Annotated in this window: 15 protein-coding genes and 2 tRNA genes; 5 read left to right on the top strand and 12 right to left on the bottom strand. The window is 36.6% G+C overall.

Features of this window, described 5'->3' with window-relative positions:
• Positions 1-47 precede the first annotated feature (47 nt).
• Positions 48-233: a hypothetical protein gene (locus R3D71_10530; protein ID MEZ5692080.1), complete on the bottom strand. Its 186-nt coding sequence runs from the start codon at positions 231-233 to the stop codon at positions 48-50.
• 159 nt (positions 234-392) lie between these two features.
• Between R3D71_10530 and R3D71_10525 the strand changes: the two genes are divergently transcribed.
• The gene (locus R3D71_10525; protein MEZ5692079.1) at positions 393-1,676 is read left to right on the top strand and encodes a hypothetical protein; all 1,284 of its coding nucleotides are present in this window, start codon (positions 393-395) and stop codon (positions 1,674-1,676) included.
• A 196-nt stretch (positions 1,677-1,872) separates the two neighbouring features.
• Here R3D71_10525 and R3D71_10520 read toward each other — a convergent pair whose 3' ends face one another.
• On the bottom strand, positions 1,873-2,427 hold the full coding sequence (locus R3D71_10520; GenBank protein MEZ5692078.1) for an RDD family protein: 555 nt from the start codon (positions 2,425-2,427) through the stop codon (positions 1,873-1,875).
• A 545-nt stretch (positions 2,428-2,972) separates the two neighbouring features.
• Positions 2,973-3,049: transfer RNA gene (locus tag R3D71_10515), tRNA-Val, on the bottom strand.
• Positions 3,050-3,233: 184 nt separating this feature from the next.
• Here R3D71_10515 and R3D71_10510 point away from each other — a divergent pair.
• A tRNA-Arg gene (locus tag R3D71_10510) sits at positions 3,234-3,310 on the top strand.
• Between the two features lie 81 nt (positions 3,311-3,391).
• Here the strand turns inward: R3D71_10510 and R3D71_10505 are convergent.
• From R3D71_10505 to pseG, 6 genes are all read right to left on the bottom strand, one after another.
• Positions 3,392-4,693: a chloride channel protein gene (locus R3D71_10505; protein MEZ5692077.1), complete on the bottom strand. Its 1,302-nt coding sequence runs from the start codon at positions 4,691-4,693 to the stop codon at positions 3,392-3,394.
• A 139-nt stretch (positions 4,694-4,832) separates the two neighbouring features.
• Positions 4,833-5,888: a pseudaminic acid synthase gene (gene pseI / locus R3D71_10500; protein MEZ5692076.1), complete on the bottom strand. Its 1,056-nt coding sequence runs from the start codon at positions 5,886-5,888 to the stop codon at positions 4,833-4,835.
• A 10-nt stretch (positions 5,889-5,898) separates the two neighbouring features.
• Positions 5,899-6,579: a PIG-L deacetylase family protein gene (locus R3D71_10495; protein ID MEZ5692075.1), complete on the bottom strand. Its 681-nt coding sequence runs from the start codon at positions 6,577-6,579 to the stop codon at positions 5,899-5,901.
• Positions 6,580-6,593: 14 nt separating this feature from the next.
• Entirely contained in the window at positions 6,594-7,268 is a 675-nt protein-coding gene (locus R3D71_10490) for a hypothetical protein (protein ID MEZ5692074.1), read from the bottom strand.
• 5 nt (positions 7,269-7,273) lie between these two features.
• Positions 7,274-7,903, bottom strand: a complete 630-nt coding sequence (locus R3D71_10485; protein MEZ5692073.1) for a formyltransferase family protein — start codon at positions 7,901-7,903, stop codon at positions 7,274-7,276.
• Positions 7,900-8,973, bottom strand: coding sequence for a UDP-2,4-diacetamido-2,4,6-trideoxy-beta-L-altropyranose hydrolase (pseG, locus tag R3D71_10480; GenBank protein ID MEZ5692072.1), 1,074 nt, complete (start codon positions 8,971-8,973; stop codon positions 7,900-7,902). Before pseG ends, R3D71_10485 begins: the two co-directional genes overlap by 4 nt.
• Positions 8,974-9,071: 98 nt before the next feature.
• Between pseG and pseB the strand changes: the two genes are divergently transcribed.
• The gene (pseB, locus tag R3D71_10475) at positions 9,072-10,079 is read left to right on the top strand and encodes a UDP-N-acetylglucosamine 4,6-dehydratase (inverting) (protein ID MEZ5692071.1); all 1,008 of its coding nucleotides are present in this window, start codon (positions 9,072-9,074) and stop codon (positions 10,077-10,079) included.
• 3 nt (positions 10,080-10,082) lie between these two features.
• Complete coding sequence (gene pseC / locus R3D71_10470; GenBank protein ID MEZ5692070.1) at positions 10,083-11,252, top strand: UDP-4-amino-4,6-dideoxy-N-acetyl-beta-L-altrosamine transaminase; 1,170 nt, start codon at positions 10,083-10,085, stop codon at positions 11,250-11,252.
• Positions 11,253-11,298: 46 nt separating this feature from the next.
• On the opposite strand, the gene R3D71_10465 is transcribed toward pseC, so the two are convergent.
• Complete coding sequence (locus tag R3D71_10465) at positions 11,299-12,042, bottom strand: SDR family oxidoreductase (GenBank protein ID MEZ5692069.1); 744 nt, start codon at positions 12,040-12,042, stop codon at positions 11,299-11,301.
• Positions 12,039-13,544, bottom strand: a complete 1,506-nt coding sequence (locus R3D71_10460) for an aldo/keto reductase (protein ID MEZ5692068.1) — start codon at positions 13,542-13,544, stop codon at positions 12,039-12,041. Before R3D71_10460 ends, R3D71_10465 begins: the two co-directional genes overlap by 4 nt.
• A gap of 168 nt (positions 13,545-13,712) precedes the next feature.
• On the opposite strand from R3D71_10460, the gene R3D71_10455 reads away from it, so the two are divergent.
• Complete coding sequence (locus tag R3D71_10455; protein MEZ5692067.1) at positions 13,713-15,386, top strand: hypothetical protein; 1,674 nt, start codon at positions 13,713-13,715, stop codon at positions 15,384-15,386.
• Here the strand turns inward: R3D71_10455 and R3D71_10450 are convergent.
• Positions 15,343-16,635, bottom strand: a complete 1,293-nt coding sequence (locus R3D71_10450) for an oligosaccharide flippase family protein (GenBank protein MEZ5692066.1) — start codon at positions 16,633-16,635, stop codon at positions 15,343-15,345. The genes R3D71_10455 and R3D71_10450 overlap by 44 nt on opposite strands.
• Positions 16,636-16,718: the final 83 nt, after the last annotated feature.

The following is a 16,718-nucleotide window of genomic DNA, read 5'->3' as shown; positions in this document are numbered from 1 at the left end:
AATAGAATTTATACAAATACGTAAATCTATATATATATTATATATAGTTAATGGCTATTCATAGTTGTTGTCTTGTAGTTATACTCAACCACTACCGACTGAAGTCGGCAGGTTGGATTACCACTAAAGTGGTTGGAGCAATAAGCGTACATGCTACGCATGTAAACTATTACTTGTTTACCACTTAAAAGTGGTGGTTTATGACCGATTTTATGGATAATAAAAATAGTCATTGCCTGCATGATAAGCTATTGAATATAAAGAAATAATTCTGCTATTATCATGTCTTTATGCTTTTTTGGTTAAAAAATAGTTAAAAAATCTTTACATATTCTTAATAAAAGTATAAATAGTTACCATTGTATTAATTATTTATTAACTTATGTAAGAATATGCGATATTTAGAACTTTCGGTAGAAAATCAAGTAATTGATAATAAAACTAAAAGAACCACAATATTAACTGATAGTGAAACAGCGAAGAAGATAGAGATATTCTATGAATTTGATCGAGAGGTTCTTTGGTCAAAGAGAAGTCCGGTTGACGCTAATGTTCTCGCTGTTTTATTGCATGCCGCAGAACAAGGCAAAGATTTACGAGTAAATGGTATTATGTCGGCCAAAGCTATCCGTAATATGGAAGAGTTGTTGCTTGCGTGGAATTGTTGGAAACCGGATTTATATAAGAAAATTGATATTATTCCAAATGAGGTGATAAATATCCATAAATCTGGGGATAAGCAGAAAGCGATAACTTTATTCTCAGGCGGTGTTGATGCTATATTTAATATACTAAATAACAAAGATAGTAAAATTCCAGAGTATAAAAGGTATGATGTAAATACTGCGCTTATGGTGCATGGTTTTGATATTGATATTTATAATCATAAGGATTTTACAAAGTTAATGAAACGTACATCTCCATTGCTAGATGAGTTGTCTATTGATCTTAGGACAATACGTACAAATAGTAGAGAGCTTAGAATGCAGAAATGGGATGATTCTCACGGTCTTGAGCTTGCGGCGTGTTTGCTGATGTATGGAGATGAATTTGATTTTGGTTTAATTGGTAGTTCGGATCCTTATGATGAATTTTTATTGCCATGGGGATCTAGTCCAGTAACAGACTTTATGATGTCTAATAATATGATGGAGATAATTCATTATGGGGCAGGATTCTCACGAACGGAAAAAGTGGCAAAAATAGCGCAAAATAATACAGCTAGTGAAGTGCTTAAAGTGTGTTGGGCGGGTGGTGATCAAAGTGGAAATTGCGGTTGTTGTGAAAAATGCACAAGAACCCGCCTAAACTTCTTAGCTACTGGTATGATAGAAACTCCCGCTTGCTTCAGTGGAGATATTAATATCAAAAATGTAGAAGGAATGGATATAAAAACTGAAGGTAAACTTTCAGAAATAAAAAGCATCGCTAGTTACGCTAGAGAGCATGGTGTGCGAGGAGATTGGCTAGAATTAATAGAGAGGCGAATAGAGCAGTGGGAGCCATCAGCAGAATTGCTTGAGAAAAGGAGCCAAATTAGAAAATATGCTGAAAAACCAGAGAAAAAAACATTAAAACAGAAAATTGCTGACCTTATTTCTTGTATGGGATTTAGCGATACTATCAAGAAAATATGGCGTAAAGCAAGGCGTGGTGTTTTGACTCATATGTTTTAGGTTTGTTGATATATTACTTGGTTTGAGTGTTGTATTGTAAAATTGGAGAGAATATTTAACAAGTAGATAAAATATTTGGGACTGTACTAGATTAGTTTATTCGCGCCATAAGACCGCTTGCGTAAACTGGCGGAGTACAATAGACACAAGACAAGCTACCTAAGCGATGAAACTAATTTCGGAACCTATGAAGCGTTCACCTTAATGTAGCCATATAGATATAGAAGGTTAGCCACAGCACAAGCATAACTATACCAAGCCAGCTAGGTTTGGAAATAAATACTTGATTTCCCTTCGGGGTATCCCAAGATGTAGAGCCTTCGTTGACTAGTTTTGTTCGCGCCCTAGCCATTGCAAATAAATTGAACAAAGGAAAGCCTATAGCCAACCCCTTCAACCATACCTGAATACTTCTGAGTACACTTTCAGATAAAGAAAGTTTGTTTCCTTCTATCCGTAGCACTTTAACACCAAGCATCCATTTTCCAGGAGTGCTTCCCCAAAGCGCTATAAAGAATGGCTCTATAATTACCCACGTAGTAACAATTGAAATAGACAAAAACACCCTATTATCAAGATACTCTGGAAAGACTAATCCACTATTCAGAATAAAAAATACAAGTGCAGAAAATAAGAAAAATCCCCAAATGGAATAATCAACCCATCGTGCCCAGAACCTTCTCCATGGGTGTGTTTTATAGGGATCATATAGCAAAAAAAAAATTCGTAAAAATCCATCCTCTTTTACCACGTATCCTCCTCAAACCTACATCATCAACCGATTATACCAAACACCTAACGAATAGGCTGGTCGTGATTTTATAGCAATACAGATAAATGGTAAGCTCAAAAACACATATGAGATTATGTATGGTCTTGAGCAATTATTCTTTATGAATGTTACAACCTCTTTTTGACTAGCGCCCTTCCTGAACCTGATTTGAGATATTTTTCAAACCTGAATGCTTTCTTTTCATCAGTAAAAGCTATGTATGTTTTCAGGTGTCATGGTTTGTACTTGGATGTATGCAGAACTTCACCCGCATTGTGTTTGATTAGACGCGCATTTACGTCATCGGCTATGCCAGTATAATAGCGATATTCATTAGATTCACTTTGTAAGATACAAACATACTTCATGATGCTTTTATAGTCCGCCTATGTTGCTAACGCAACTACAGCGCGACAGACCTTCGCTCTAATCTCGTTCGTTTCGTCAAACCATCCATATTTGCACCCGAAGGCGCTACGATGCGACAAGCTGGCTTGCCGAGCCGAAGCTCAAAGAGCGTAGGCTGGTGGGCGGTAGAGAACTCGAATCTCCGACCTCTACGATGTCAACGTAGCGCTCTAACCAACTGAGCTAACCGCCCATTACACAAATGAATAGCCGTTTATGGTATGGATAACATTTTCCAGCTATAAATATCTATTGCCTTCAGACTGTCAACAGCTATATACAATATTTCTGGGTGAAAAAAGCTTTTTTGTTTTATTTTTATTTACAAAAACCGGCTTAAGTGGCTATATTCCGTGCTCCTCAGGCTTTTGTTATGCGATCCCGTAGCTCAGTTGGATAGAGCGTCAGCCTTCTAAGCTGAATGTCGGGGGTTCGAATCCCTCCGGGATCGCCATTAATAAAAAGGTACATACCGGAGAGATAGGTAACACTTTATTCTCGAGACATAGGTTACACAATTTTGCAGTAAGCGAATTTATGCAGTTTTTGCTGCTTTCTCGTCTAGCATAAATGATTTTGCCAGCGAGTGATATAGTGAGGTTGGGCTTATCATCCTGCTGATCGCGGTGGCGATTACACCAGCGGCGATTAGCGGTACAGCGTCGGTGGCATTTCCGGTAATTTCAAGGACGATAACAAAAGCGGTGATTGGCGCTTGGGTAACGCCAGCGAAATAAGCGACCATAGCAAGCACTATAACCCCCTGCGTCTGTATAGACGGAAACCAATCAGCTATTCCCGCTCCAAGAGATGCGCCAACTGAAAGGCTAGGGGAAAAAATACCACCTGGTATGCCACTGATGGTTGATAGGGTAGTCGCTAGTAATTTTGCAGGCATTTGCCACCATTCGGCTTCTAGTTTACCGTGTAGTAGATCGTGACCGAGAGTATAACCGGTGCCATATGTAATACCGCCACTCATTATGCCGATAGCAGCAACTGTAAGACCACAGATAGCAGCAAATAATATCGGACGTTTTATTCCAAATTTCCCGAATCTATTACGCAAAAACCCTTCTCCATTAGTGATAAGACGGGCGAATATCCCGCCACATATACCGCCTACACCTCCAATTATCAAAATTGGCAACCAACTGCTATTTAATGGGATATAAATATCAGTGTAGCCAAAATAGTCATAATTACCCATGATTGACATGGCTGCTCCGCCTGACAGCACTATGGCGATAAGGACAATAGAGCTGTTTCTATGTTCAAAAGCACGTGCCATTTCCTCTATAGCGAATACGATACCGGCAAGTGGGGTGTTGAAAGCGGCAGCGACTCCTGCTGCGGCTCCGGCGAGTACAACTCCACGTTGTGCGCTGATTCCGCCGATAGTAGCGCATAGAAGCATTATGGACGCTCCAACCTGCACTGTCGGACCTTCACGTCCGATAGAGGCACCAGCAAGTAAGCCGAGAAGAGTTAGGAATATTTTTATAAAAGCGATGTGGATTCCCAATAACCTCTCCCGATTTTTAGGGTCACGCAATACACGGGCGGCGATAACCTGTGGTATGCCGCTGCCACGAACGGTTGGCACGAAACTGGTAAGCCAAGCGCATAAAGCAAATATTAATGGTGATATGATTAATGTAAGTAGCGGGTTTGGCTTTATCCATTGCTCAAAGATTTTGTTAGTTTCATCAACCGCTAGCGCAAAATAGGATGATATAATACCAACGGTGATCGCGCCAAACCAAAACACCAGCCTTCTGCGCCATAAATTGATTGAAAAAAGGGTAAGCCGTGCCTTACGTAAATAAGACCTCATAATTAATTCCTGATGGTGTTTAGATGTGTGCCGTAAAGCTGATTCGCTAATATGTATGAAGTAACGTATACTATGTTAGTATAAATATCGCAAGGTTAAGATTTTACTTAACATAGAGCCTTAAAAGTTAGACAAATATTTAGATTTTATAATCAATATGTTCATGTTTTAGTGCGGTGCCGAACTGTAAGTCTGCGGCTGCTTTCTTGCCGATTATGTCCTCAAAATATTTTGGCTCTAACCCATTATTGGGGCGGATGACTCGTATATTATCAGTGGTAAATACTTCGCCCTTTTTTATGTCTTTGCTTGCATATATTGAACGGCGGAATATTTTTGAGGATTCTTCTTTAGCGCTTGCCGGACCATATGAGATTTTTCCTCTGGATTTCCACGCAATATCAACAGCTTCTCGCATTTGTTGTAACTCTTCCGGTTCAATTGAGAAATCACCATCTACCTCACCGCCACCACGTTTTAGCACTATATGCTTTTCTATTACGCAAGCACCCATAGCCACCGCCGCTACTGGAACGGTGATTCCAAGCGTATGGTCGGATATGCCGACATGGGTGGAGAATGATTCCCGCAAATCGTTGATTGTTCGCAGATTAGCGTCTTCTATACGCGCTGGATAGCTGCTGGTGCATTTAAGCAGACAAATATCTTTAGCACCAGCGTTACGCGCGGTTTCCACCGCCTCTTTTATTTCTTCCTTTTGTGCCATTCCACAGGATATAATCATTGGTTTGCCGGTGGCGGCTACTTTTTTGATGAGCGGTATATCGGTATTTTCAAATGAGGCGATCTTATAGCACGGTACATTCAGTTTTTCCAAAAAATCAACGGCGGTAGCGTCAAATGGGGTGGAAAAAGCTATCATGCCAAGTTCTTTCGCTCGGTTGAATAGAGTTTCGTGCCATTGCCATGGTGTGTGTGCGCGTTCATATAAATCATAAAGATAGTAGCCGCTCCACAGGCTTTCCTTGTCGCTTATTAGAAAATCATCACTTTTGCAATTGATAGTCATAGTGTCAGCAGTATATGTTTGGAGTTTTATAGCATCCGCTCCAGCTTTTGCCGCCGCCTCAACCAAAGCTATGGCTTTTTCCAGTGAGCCATCATGATTACCTGAAAGCTCAGCTATGATGAATGGTGGCTGGTCTGTTCCTATTTCTCTGTTTGCTATTTTCATGTGAGCCTGTTTATTTATGTAGATGTCGTTCTAAAATAAACGCTTCCGCGTAATTCACTCCTATTGTCGCTCCCCGCCATTTTGCTAACGCTTCTATAGCTTCTAAAGAGCGTGGATGTGGAAAAGGTCGCATTTCTGATTCGTATAGCTTAAGTGCATCAAGTTTTTTTATTATAAACTCGCTTACGTCTATAAACCAATTAGCTGGGAATTGGTATGGTGTTTTCCACTCGGTGCTGGAAGCAACTTCAAAGGAAAGAATAGTTTTTACACATTGGTCAGGGGTTGGTCTAGTGGCGGTTATAACAGCCTGATTTATTATTTGATGATCAATGTTTACATCAGTAGCGTTATGAGTGAATATGGTGTCTGGCTTGTATTTTTCTATTAATTCCTCTATTTTTTTTACTATATCAAGTAGGTCTACAGAATCCATGCGGTTATCAGGAAAAGAAAATAGATCTATGCTATTTGCCCCTACTATTTTTGCCGACTCATTAGCAATATTTGCTAGATTTTCTATTTCATTTTGTCTATTTTGCTGGTTACGTTCTATATCTCTTGCGGTAATTCCTTCTGCCATAATAGCTATGTTAATGTTTGCTCCACCAGCTGCTAATTTAGCCATAGTCGCACCACAGCCAAGTATCTCATCATCTGGGTGAGCGGCTATTACTAGTATATTTTTCATGGTTAATAAGTCTTTCATGGATTTTGTTGTTTATTGAAGCTTACGGTGGCAGTTAGTTTTCCATCTTTATATTCAGGATTATTAAATTCTAATTTGATACCGTTTTCAAGCTCTATAAACGCTTTCGGATAGCCATCAGCATCAAGCATTCTTATATAGTCATATATTTTATCTAAAGAACTTAAATTTGATATATCGCTTTCCTTAGGTTTTCTTCTGGTAAATTTCACTATCTCTCCTTTTTGTGGAGTTGGCAATGGTGCTTCGTCTATTATTTGTTTTATCATCTTTTCAATTATGTCTGCGCTTCTTGCAAATATCTCTTGCGCTGTTCCCGATAAATCAAGGTCATGTTTTAAGTATACATCTCCGGAATCAACTTCTTTCTCGCATTTTATGGCGGATATTTTAGTTGTTTTATGCTCCCTTATTATAAGATTCTGTAGAGGGCTTCCACCTCTACCATATGGCAGGTCGGTCATGTGGAAAATTATACAGTTGAAATTTTTATGTATGTTCTCTTGTATGGTGTGTGACCAGTGTGGGATGAATATATAATCAGGATTTATTTTTTTTACATTCTCATAGGTAAAATCTTCTTTCCTATTGATTAAGAAGAAATTCTTACCAAGATTACGTACGGTTTTTTCATGCCATCTCCTTGAAGTAAGTAATATATATTGTTTCATGGATGTCATGCTTTGAAAATTTTTATTTTATACTTTGTTCCATTTTTTACGAAGTATGCTGGGTATCTATCGTTATCTACTATTCTTAGTAGGTTGAATTGCTGGTCAATTGTTTTGTCTATATCTAGTCTACTATCTTCAGGAGTTCTTTTTTTGTAATAGCTTTCCTCACCTTCTTGATGTTCGCTTTTTATATCAGGATAGGCAGATATAAATTTTTTTATTAGCGAATAAGTCACCTTTGCCTGTTTTTCTCTGATTTCATCTATTAGTTCTAAGCCGGTAAGAACCACATTTTCTTGGAAATATATTTCTCCAGAATCAATTTTATCATCTGCTTCAAATATGGTTATAGTTACGTTATTTTTTCCTTCAAGTATTTGCCATGTCATAGGAGACCAGCCTTTTCCTTGCGGTAGATTGCTTTCATGTATTACAAGATTATGTTTATTTTTTGAATAATCACGAAATATTTTTTCACAGGAAAGTAATATTAATATATCGCCTTGCTCTACTTTATCGTTTGATAGAATAAGAGAGCAGTTTATATTACTTTTATTCAACTCGTCATTTATGTTTTGAGCGTATGGAAGCATCCATGAATTTGGATTATCTACCAGTAATTGTACTTTCATAATGTATCGTATATTTCTTTTATTTTATTGTTGGTAAACGAATAAACCAATTTTTCTTTTACATTATTAATTAGCAGTTTATCTCTCACAAAACCATCAATATGTTTCGCCAGTTGTTCAGTGGTTATATTTTCCGACTCTCCGATATAGTAAATATAACCTTTTTCATGCGCGTTGATAGAGGCTTGTGTTTGGTTATCGGCGATAGAAATAACCATTGACGGAACGTGTAAGTAGCATCTTTCCCATGTATTTACGCCACCGGCACCGATAGCTATATCTGATTTTGAGATAAGTTCTGCCATTCGCGTGGTATCTATATGTAATTCATAGTTGTTTTGTTCGCAGATATTTTTTATTTCGGGCAGATTTTTATTTATGGAGCCACACACCACCATTATTTTTTTGAATTTATGGTTTACTAGTTTAAGAGCGTTTAAGGTTTTTACAGTTTCGTTAGTATTATCAGCTGAGCCAAAAAATATAAACAAATTTTCTGGGGAGGCATTTTTATGAGTTCGGTATTTTTTTTCAAAATACTCTTTTTTTAGCATGGCATACTCATATCCCAAAAATACTTTGCATTCTTTAGGGATAAGTTCGCTATATGCGTCAGGAGAGGTAAGGATATTTTGGTTCAGCAATATATCCGAGTTATGTTTCCTATCGGTTAGGTCATCAATCACCATTATCTTGCAATCAAGAGCGGTTTTTACCGCGCTTTCCCATCTTTCATCAATAGCGTAGCTATCAACTATTAACCAATCAGTATGTAATCCTTTCACGGCTTCTATAGTTTGAGAAGCGTCATTTTCCCATGTGGTCTCTAACCAGTGCTCATGCTGGATTTTTGGCTTTATGTTTTTAAGCTCATAAGAATTATCCGCTGGCAACTCGTATATTTTATACCCTTTTTTTTTGATATTATCTGTTATATTTCCTGCAAGCTTACGACAGATGAATGATACATTAACATCTTTTATTAGTAGATAATCGGCTAAGTTAAGGCAGCGCATAACATGCCCAGCGCTTATTTTATATGAGGAATCAGCACGAAATATGATATTCATTATATGTATTTAGTATTATTTACTATTTCTTTAACATTGTAAAAGATAAATGACTATAATACAGTATTTTATCATAATAAATCATTAAGTGGGATAATATGTTGGATAATAAGTCAATTTTAGTTACCGGTGGTACAGGATCCTTTGGAAAACGTTTTATAAAAACTGTTTTGGAGCGTTATGAGCCGGAGAGACTGATAGTGTTCTCCCGTGATGAGCTTAAGCAATTTGAGATGCGGGACAATTATAATAGTTCTTGCATGCGTTATTTTCTTGGTGATATTCGTGATTATGACAGGATAAACATGGCGTTGGAGAGGGTTGATGTAGTAATACACGCCGCTGCTCTTAAACAGGTTCCGGCTTTGGAATATAATCCGATGGAGGCGGTAAAGACCAACATATTGGGTACAGAAAATGTACTTAGGGCGGCTTTGAACAATAATGTTGAGAAGGTTATATGTCTTTCTACCGATAAAGCCGCTTCTCCGATTAATTTGTATGGCGCGACCAAGCTTGCTGCCGATAAACTCGCGGTTGCCAGCAATAATATACACGGTATTCGTAAAACAAGATTTTCTGTTGTTCGTTATGGCAACGTAATAGGTTCTCGTGGTTCGGTTATACCATTTTTCCAAAATATAGTGGCAAAGGGAGGAGGAAGTATTCCAATTACTGATGGCAGAATGACCCGTTTTCTTATAACATTGCAGCATGGAGTTGATTTTGTACTCTCATGTTTAGAGAAAATGAAAGGAGGAGAGATTTTTGTTCCAAAAATTCCTTCCGCTACTATTGAGACAATAGCAAAAGCGGTAGCACCGAATTTGGAACATGATATAGTCGGTATGAGAGCAGGAGAAAAGCTGCATGAGGTAATGTGCCCAGCGGATTTAAGCTATCAGACTTTGGAATTTGAATCTTATTTCCTAATTAAGCCTTCCTCAGAATTAATGAAGAAGATTGATTACAGCTATAACTCTCTTGGTGAGGAAGGTAAGTATGTCAGAGAAGGTTTTGAGTATAATTCTTTAATCAATGAACATTATCTAAACGATAGAGAGCTTGCCACTATGATTAATGACGCTATGCCTTTTGATGGATAGTTTATGAGTAAAAGTAGGGATTTTCTGCCATATGGCAGGCAGGATATCAGTGAGGATGATATTCAGGCGGTAGTTGATGTGTTGCGTAGTCCGATGATTACGCAGGGTGATAATATCGGCAAGTTTGAAGATAGTATTTCCAGATATTGTGGTGCTTCTGGTTCGGTGGCTCTTGCTAGTGGCACGGCTGCTTTACATACAGCATGCGCGGCGCTTGGTATCAAGGAAGGTAGCAGAGTGTGGACATCGCCCAATAGTTTTGTGGCTTCTGCCAACGCTGCATTGTATCTTGGCGCACAGGTTGATTTTGTGGATATAGATATTACGACTGGAAATATGAGTGTTAGCGCTCTGGAAGAAAAATTAGCGAAGGCGCGGGAGGATAATAGTCTTCCTGATTTATTGATACCAGTACATTTTGCTGGTCGTCCATGTGATATGAGGTCAATTTCTGATTTATGCGGGAATTATGGTGTACGAATTCTTGAGGATGGAGCACACGCGTTTGGAGCTTCTTATGATTGTGGTAGAAAAATAGGTTCTGGTGTTTATAGTGATGCCGCTATATTTAGTTTTCATCCGGTAAAGCCGATTACTACTGGTGAGGGTGGTGTTATCGTTAGTAATAATTCGGATATAATAAAATTTTCGTCAGTTTTTAGAACTCATGGCATAAGCCGTAATCCGGATGATTTAGTGAATATCACGGATTTAGACGGCGTATGGTATTATGAACAAGGTTTTCTAGGTTATCATTACCGGATGACTGATATTCAGGCGGCGCTTGGTATAAGTCAGCTAAAGCGTTTGGATGATTTTATAGTAAAACGTAGGTCTATAGCTCAGAAATATAATGAGATTCTTAAAGATTTACCTATTGAGCTACCTCCTGAGAGTACTGTTTCTGGTTGGCATATATATGTAATAAGGCTTACCAGCCCTGAGCTACGACTTAAAGTTTTTAATGGTCTGCGTAGTGCTGGAATTGGAGCTAATGTTCATTATATACCTATTCATTTGCAGCCATATTATAGAAATCTTGGCTTTAAGACAGGAGATTTTCCAAGTGCCGAGAAATTTTACGCAACCGCTCTTACTATCCCTATATTCCCATCCATGAATGAAGAGGAACAGGAATATGTGGCGGGTAAGTTAGATTATATTCTACAATAATTTATCCGCGTCCTAAGACCGCTTGCGTAAGCTGGCGGAGATTCACTCACCATGCCGTCCATCCTCCATCTACCGGTATGTTAGTGCCCGTAATATAAGATGAGTGACTAGATATTAGTAGATGTATTATTCCGAATAGGTTTTCAGGAATCCCAAGTTTTTTCATTGGAGTTTTTTCTGTCAGTTTATTTAAGAAGATATTTTGCGAGTTATCATCTATTGTTCGTGGGAAAGCACCTGGTGATATGGCATTTACTCTAATATTGCTACTAGCCAGATGGCATGCTAGATATTTAGTAGCTTGAATTAACCCAGCTTTTCCTGCTCCATAGTAAATAGGATTATTATTTTTGCCATCTTCGTCATACACGCTTCCATCTGGGCTAACCATACCGTACATTGATGCTATATTTACTATAGAAGCTCCATTTTTAGAAAAGTGTGGTAATAACTCTTTTATAAATAATATTGGCGATATTAAACCTATGTTCAGGCTATCCTCAAAGTCTTTTCTTGTAATATACTCTATTTTTCCAGAGTTGCCAGAATAAGCGTTGTTTATAAGAGATGATATTTGACCATATTTTTTGCTTATCAAGTTTATAAAATCTCTACGCTCGCTATCGTTGGTTATGTCTAGATTATAGTTGTCATCACCGTGTTCTATATTCCTGCTGACAGCTATGACTATCGCATTGTTATCCCTCAGATAATCCCTAGTGGCGGATCCTATATGACCGCTTGCTCCTGATAGAAGAACTATCTTATCTTTTATGCTAAAACTACTCATGACCACTTTCTTATATCAAGAATGTTTTCTGGGACACATATAAATTTCTTTTTTATTATTCGTATATCCTCTTCAGTGAGGATATTATTATTAAAATATAATAAATTGTTTCTTAAATGATTAATATTGTCTATTCCAATAATTATTTTATCTATCTGATGAATAGATTTTATATAGGAAATACATAGTTCTATGCGATTCTTGTATCGGTGTTTTTTAACTAGACTATCTAGAATAAAAGATAAGTGCGTTAATCCTTTTTGCTCAAGCAAATTATCATTTAGTATAAGGCCTTGTAGAAATATACTTCGTGCGTGTAACTCTATGTCTTTATTTTTTTCTAAAAAATGGTCCCACCTATTATCAAGAATATTTATTGGAAATTGTATTACATTAACATCATTTTTTATTTTATAGACTTGTTTAGGTGAGTATATAGAAAGACCAATCTTGCTTATTAAGCCATTATGCTTTAGTTCTTGTAATTTCTTCCATATAATACCACCATATTGGTCAGCATTATGTAGTAGCATATAATCTATAGAATCTCTTTTCATATTTTTTAAGATTATTGCTATTTGTAGTTCTATCTCTTCCGCTTTTGTGTCTGGTGATATTTTTGTGCAAATCTTAGTATTTGCTAGTAATCCAGCATTATCACTTATTATCTTTTCTGCGTTTCCATATGATGGAGCTGTGTCTATACAGCCTATCCCACTATTTATTGCTAATTCAAAAATATTTTTGGCATCGTCATTGCTGATTTGCCCGCTGCAATTATTTATTCCGTAATCCATACCGAATTGAGCTGTACCTATTATTATCGGTTTATTTGGTTCAAATATTTCATAGGCTTTTTCAAGCATAGTATGCCAGTTCGTGTTATACGAATCAAATTGCGAAAAAAGGTTTGTTATGTTTGTAAAGTCGGCATAATTGTCTAGTGTAAGTCGTAATTTATGTTTTTTGGTGAATTCATGTTGAAATGGCGATTTTCCATATTTTTTGTATATGTATGGTGTCACATGTTCTTTATCAAAATCACTATCTGTATTGGTGTGAGCTTCTCTTAGGTGTTTTACCTTAAACATCTCAGCACTTAGTCCATATATATGGTTATTTATTTCCGCATATAGATAACCATCGTTGTATGTTGGCAACATTTCTTCTATAAAATGATTGTCTATGATAAGATTATCTGCTGTACAGCGAATAATAATGTCTTCATTGTCAAGCGATTTGGTGGATTCAATGAATCTTGCTAGTACATTGTTATAGCTACCAAAAGATGTGCTGATATTATTGTTGTCTAATTGTTTGGATATTATTTCTCCTTCCTGTCCGTGTGGTAGGGCTAAAATAATGTTATATTTAGTTGATTCCAATCGTTTTATAATTAAATTGATCGCTGAAATTCCATGTATAGACAATAGAGATTTTCCTGGAAGTCTAGAGGATGACAAGCGTGCTTGCAGTATAAGGTGATATTTATATTTTGTCATGCATAGTTAATAGTTGTATATTAAGTATATCTTTTAGACTCTAGTGTACTCTCTTAATTAGGTTGTTTACAGTCTAAGTCATTATTTGTATTTCATTACATAGTTTAATTTCAACAAAATTTGTATAGACTTACACAATTATTATTGTTAGCTGTTAAGGATTTTTTCATGAACCTTACCCATACACAAAAGATTTTATTACTTATAATCTCCATATTTATAATTTATTACCCAATTATTGGGACGCATATATCCAGTTTATTTGATCCGTACTTGATTCATTTTGAGCAATGTGAGTTGTTTATACAGCACAGGTTTTTGGATCCTGAATTGTTTAGGAATGACTATTTCCTTGAGTATAAAAGTAGGTTCAGTGGTATGATTGGGTATAACTGGCTTAATAGGGTGTTGGTTGGGTATTTTGACATTTACATAATTCATAAAGTCATTCCGATAGTTTTACTGGCAGTAACTATTCTTGCTATGGGGATAGCAGCTTGGAAATTGGGTGGATGGTACGCGGCTTGGACAACGAGTGTATTAGTGCTTATACACCCTATTTTTTCTTATCAGATTACATCAGCGATACCACATATGTTCGCGTATCCTTTTACCGCTTGTTTTTTAGCCGCGTTGGTCTATGGCAGAGTTTATATGATGGGGGTTATAGTCGTATTGTCGGCTCTATTTTATCCTATTACGGCAGTTGTAGCTGGTCCAACTATGGCGTTTTATTTGCTGATAACAAATCAAAAGAGTAGAGGTGAAGGAAAGAATTGGTCTTTATCCAAACGTTTTATATTGCTGTTAATTGTTGCAGCTATTCCCATATGGGTTGTTTTATCTTCCTTAGGTAAGGTTGATGGATATGGTGAATATATAAAACCATTTACTCAGACGGATATTTATCCAGAGGTAGCTGAATCGGCAAAAGGTGGTCGTCATTTTTATGATTCTTTTATGCCGGTATTTTATGTTTTAGGAAAATTTCTTTTCAAAATGTATGTTTATGATTCTATAGATGTATTTATTAATCTAACGTTATTTTTTATTACAATGTTTGTGTGCTTTTATGGATTTAGATTGTTCTGTAAAGATTTGAGTAATGCAGTTTCTAAAGATCGTTTGCAGGCGTTTCTATGGTCAATTCTCATGCTGTTAGTGATATGCTACTTTTCTTTCTATAGTTATTATTATCGTTTACTAATTTATATTCTACCTTTGATATATTGTCTTGTATTACCTGTATCGCTTAATGCTGTTATAAAAGATAATAGATTGGCACGCAGTGTGCTGCCTAATATTGATTCTAGATTTATCGTGGTTATTCTTACGATAGTATTTTCTTTGCAGATTAATAGTACGGATTTAGAATCTAATGGTTATCACTCATTTAGTGATGAGTATAAGGCTGGTTATGAGCATATAAAAACTACCGATAAGGATTCTATGATAGCAGGGTGGCCTAATCGTAGAGGATTTATTGAGTTTGTACCATATTTAGCTAAGCGTAAGGCTTTTATTACTCTTAAATTTCATGAACCATTTTATCATGACTTCATTATGGAAATGCGCTCCCGTATGTATGCTTTGACGGATGCCTATTTAGCGACTGATATGGAAGCAATTTATAATTTACGTGATAAGTTTGGGGTAGATTATCTTGTGGTTGAATTGGACTATTTCAGAAATGATAAACCACCATACTATTTTAATCCATTTTCTAAGAAAATAGAGGAATTATGGATGGAAGGTAAAGGTAAATTTATCTTGCCGAAATTATATGATAAAGCTGTGTTTAGTCATGGTAACTTTTATGTTCTTGATTTACACAAGTTGTAGCAATGTGTGAGCGGATAAAATATGCTGCCATTATTCCGCTTACGATTGCCGCGCAACCGTAAGCTACTATTGTCGCGTAAGCTATTCCCACAGTTCCATATTTTATTATGAATATATAATCAAATATTATGTTGCTGATAATAGCTACAGCGGAGCATAAAGACATGATATTTGTTTTTTTAGCGAAATGTAGAAAACCTTGATTATATGTGAAATATCCTTGTATCACTGCCGCTATAATCAACCAGAAAATATAATCGGAGGCTTTTAGGAAATTCTCGCTCATCAGGTATGGGGCTATGAAGATGGAAACTTGCCATATTATGAGTCCTATCAGTGGTAACCCTATGTAAAATAATAAAGTTGCTATGTGAGCTGTTTTGATACTTTCTTTATCATTTTTGCGTAAAAGATTAAATATCCATGGCAGCCACGCGAATAGAAAAGATCCACTTACTAGTAAGCCTATTATCGCTCCGAAGTGATTTGCTATTGAGTAAAAACTGGTTTCGCTTAATCCCTCAATATGGGCAATAAATAACCGGTCAGTGAGCGGGATTAAAACAGCGCCCATAGCTGTTGGAAGGTAAATAATAAAGAATCTAAGTAATAAAAATAGGAATTTGCGATCAAGTTTGCTGAAAACATTTATATCAAGATATATTCTAAATAATATAGTGGAAATCAATATTGAGCCAGCAAGACCGGTAGCGGTTCCAAATATAGCCGCGGTATAACGCGCACCAGCGATTACAAAAGCGCTGGTTACCGCTAGTGTTATAGCGACTCTTATTACGACCATGGTAGCTAGTTGCCCACTACGTTCTTTGAATTGATAGATTGAGCGCAGTATGTTGGACACCGCGTATAAAAAAGCTACCATGATTATAGTCCATAACCAACGCTCGGGAAATTTGGTTATAGATGAGAAAAATGAGGAGAAATTTGTTACGATAAATAACAATAAAAGACTAAGAAATGTTATGAGGTATAATGCCGTACTGATGAACCTGTTGAGGTTATTGTTGGTCAGCTCGTTGAAGTGCATTCTTACCGCATCATCAAGTTTGCCACCTATTAACGGTATGACTACAGCGTATAATCCGGCGAATAATGACCAAACACCATACTCTTCGGTAGTTAAGAATCTTGATAATATAATAAGAAATAAAAATGGCACTAAGGCCTCAATCCCATTTAATATTCCGTAGATAATAGTGTATTTTAATAGTTTTTTTATTTTGTCCATGTGATTTTAGGAATTGGCGAAGTTTTCTATATTTTATGAATTATTAAAGGTTTTTATTATATTTTTTGTGATAAGTTTATGTT

Source organism: Rickettsiales bacterium, from assembly GCA_041396965.1.
Classification (GTDB): Bacteria; Pseudomonadota; Alphaproteobacteria; order Rickettsiales; family SXRF01; genus SXRF01.
Note: the sequence above shows the minus strand (reverse complement) of the source record. Positions and strands in the feature narration are given on the sequence as shown.

Excerpts from the sequence above, each read along its gene's own strand:
- R3D71_10460 (MEZ5692068.1), bottom strand. The coding sequence starts at position 13,544 with ATGACAAAATATAAATATCACCTTATACTGCAAGCACGCTTGTCATCC.
- R3D71_10525 (MEZ5692079.1), top strand. The coding sequence starts at position 393 with ATGCGATATTTAGAACTTTCGGTAGAAAATCAAGTAATTGATAATAAA.
- R3D71_10505 (MEZ5692077.1), bottom strand. The coding sequence starts at position 4,693 with ATGAGGTCTTATTTACGTAAGGCACGGCTTACCCTTTTTTCAATCAAT.
- pseG (MEZ5692072.1), bottom strand. The coding sequence starts at position 8,973 with ATGAATATCATATTTCGTGCTGATTCCTCATATAAAATAAGCGCTGGG.
- R3D71_10495 (MEZ5692075.1), bottom strand. The coding sequence starts at position 6,579 with ATGAAAAATATACTAGTAATAGCCGCTCACCCAGATGATGAGATACTT.
- R3D71_10465 (MEZ5692069.1), bottom strand. The coding sequence starts at position 12,042 with ATGAGTAGTTTTAGCATAAAAGATAAGATAGTTCTTCTATCAGGAGCA.
- pseI (MEZ5692076.1), bottom strand. The coding sequence starts at position 5,888 with ATGAAAATAGCAAACAGAGAAATAGGAACAGACCAGCCACCATTCATC.
- R3D71_10490 (MEZ5692074.1), bottom strand. The coding sequence starts at position 7,268 with ATGAAACAATATATATTACTTACTTCAAGGAGATGGCATGAAAAAACC.
- R3D71_10530 (MEZ5692080.1), bottom strand. The coding sequence starts at position 233 with ATGACTATTTTTATTATCCATAAAATCGGTCATAAACCACCACTTTTA.
- pseC (MEZ5692070.1), top strand. The coding sequence starts at position 10,083 with ATGAGTAAAAGTAGGGATTTTCTGCCATATGGCAGGCAGGATATCAGT.
- R3D71_10485 (MEZ5692073.1), bottom strand. The coding sequence starts at position 7,903 with ATGAAAGTACAATTACTGGTAGATAATCCAAATTCATGGATGCTTCCA.
- R3D71_10450 (MEZ5692066.1), bottom strand. The coding sequence starts at position 16,635 with ATGGACAAAATAAAAAAACTATTAAAATACACTATTATCTACGGAATA.
- pseB (MEZ5692071.1), top strand. The coding sequence starts at position 9,072 with ATGTTGGATAATAAGTCAATTTTAGTTACCGGTGGTACAGGATCCTTT.
- R3D71_10455 (MEZ5692067.1), top strand. The coding sequence starts at position 13,713 with ATGAACCTTACCCATACACAAAAGATTTTATTACTTATAATCTCCATA.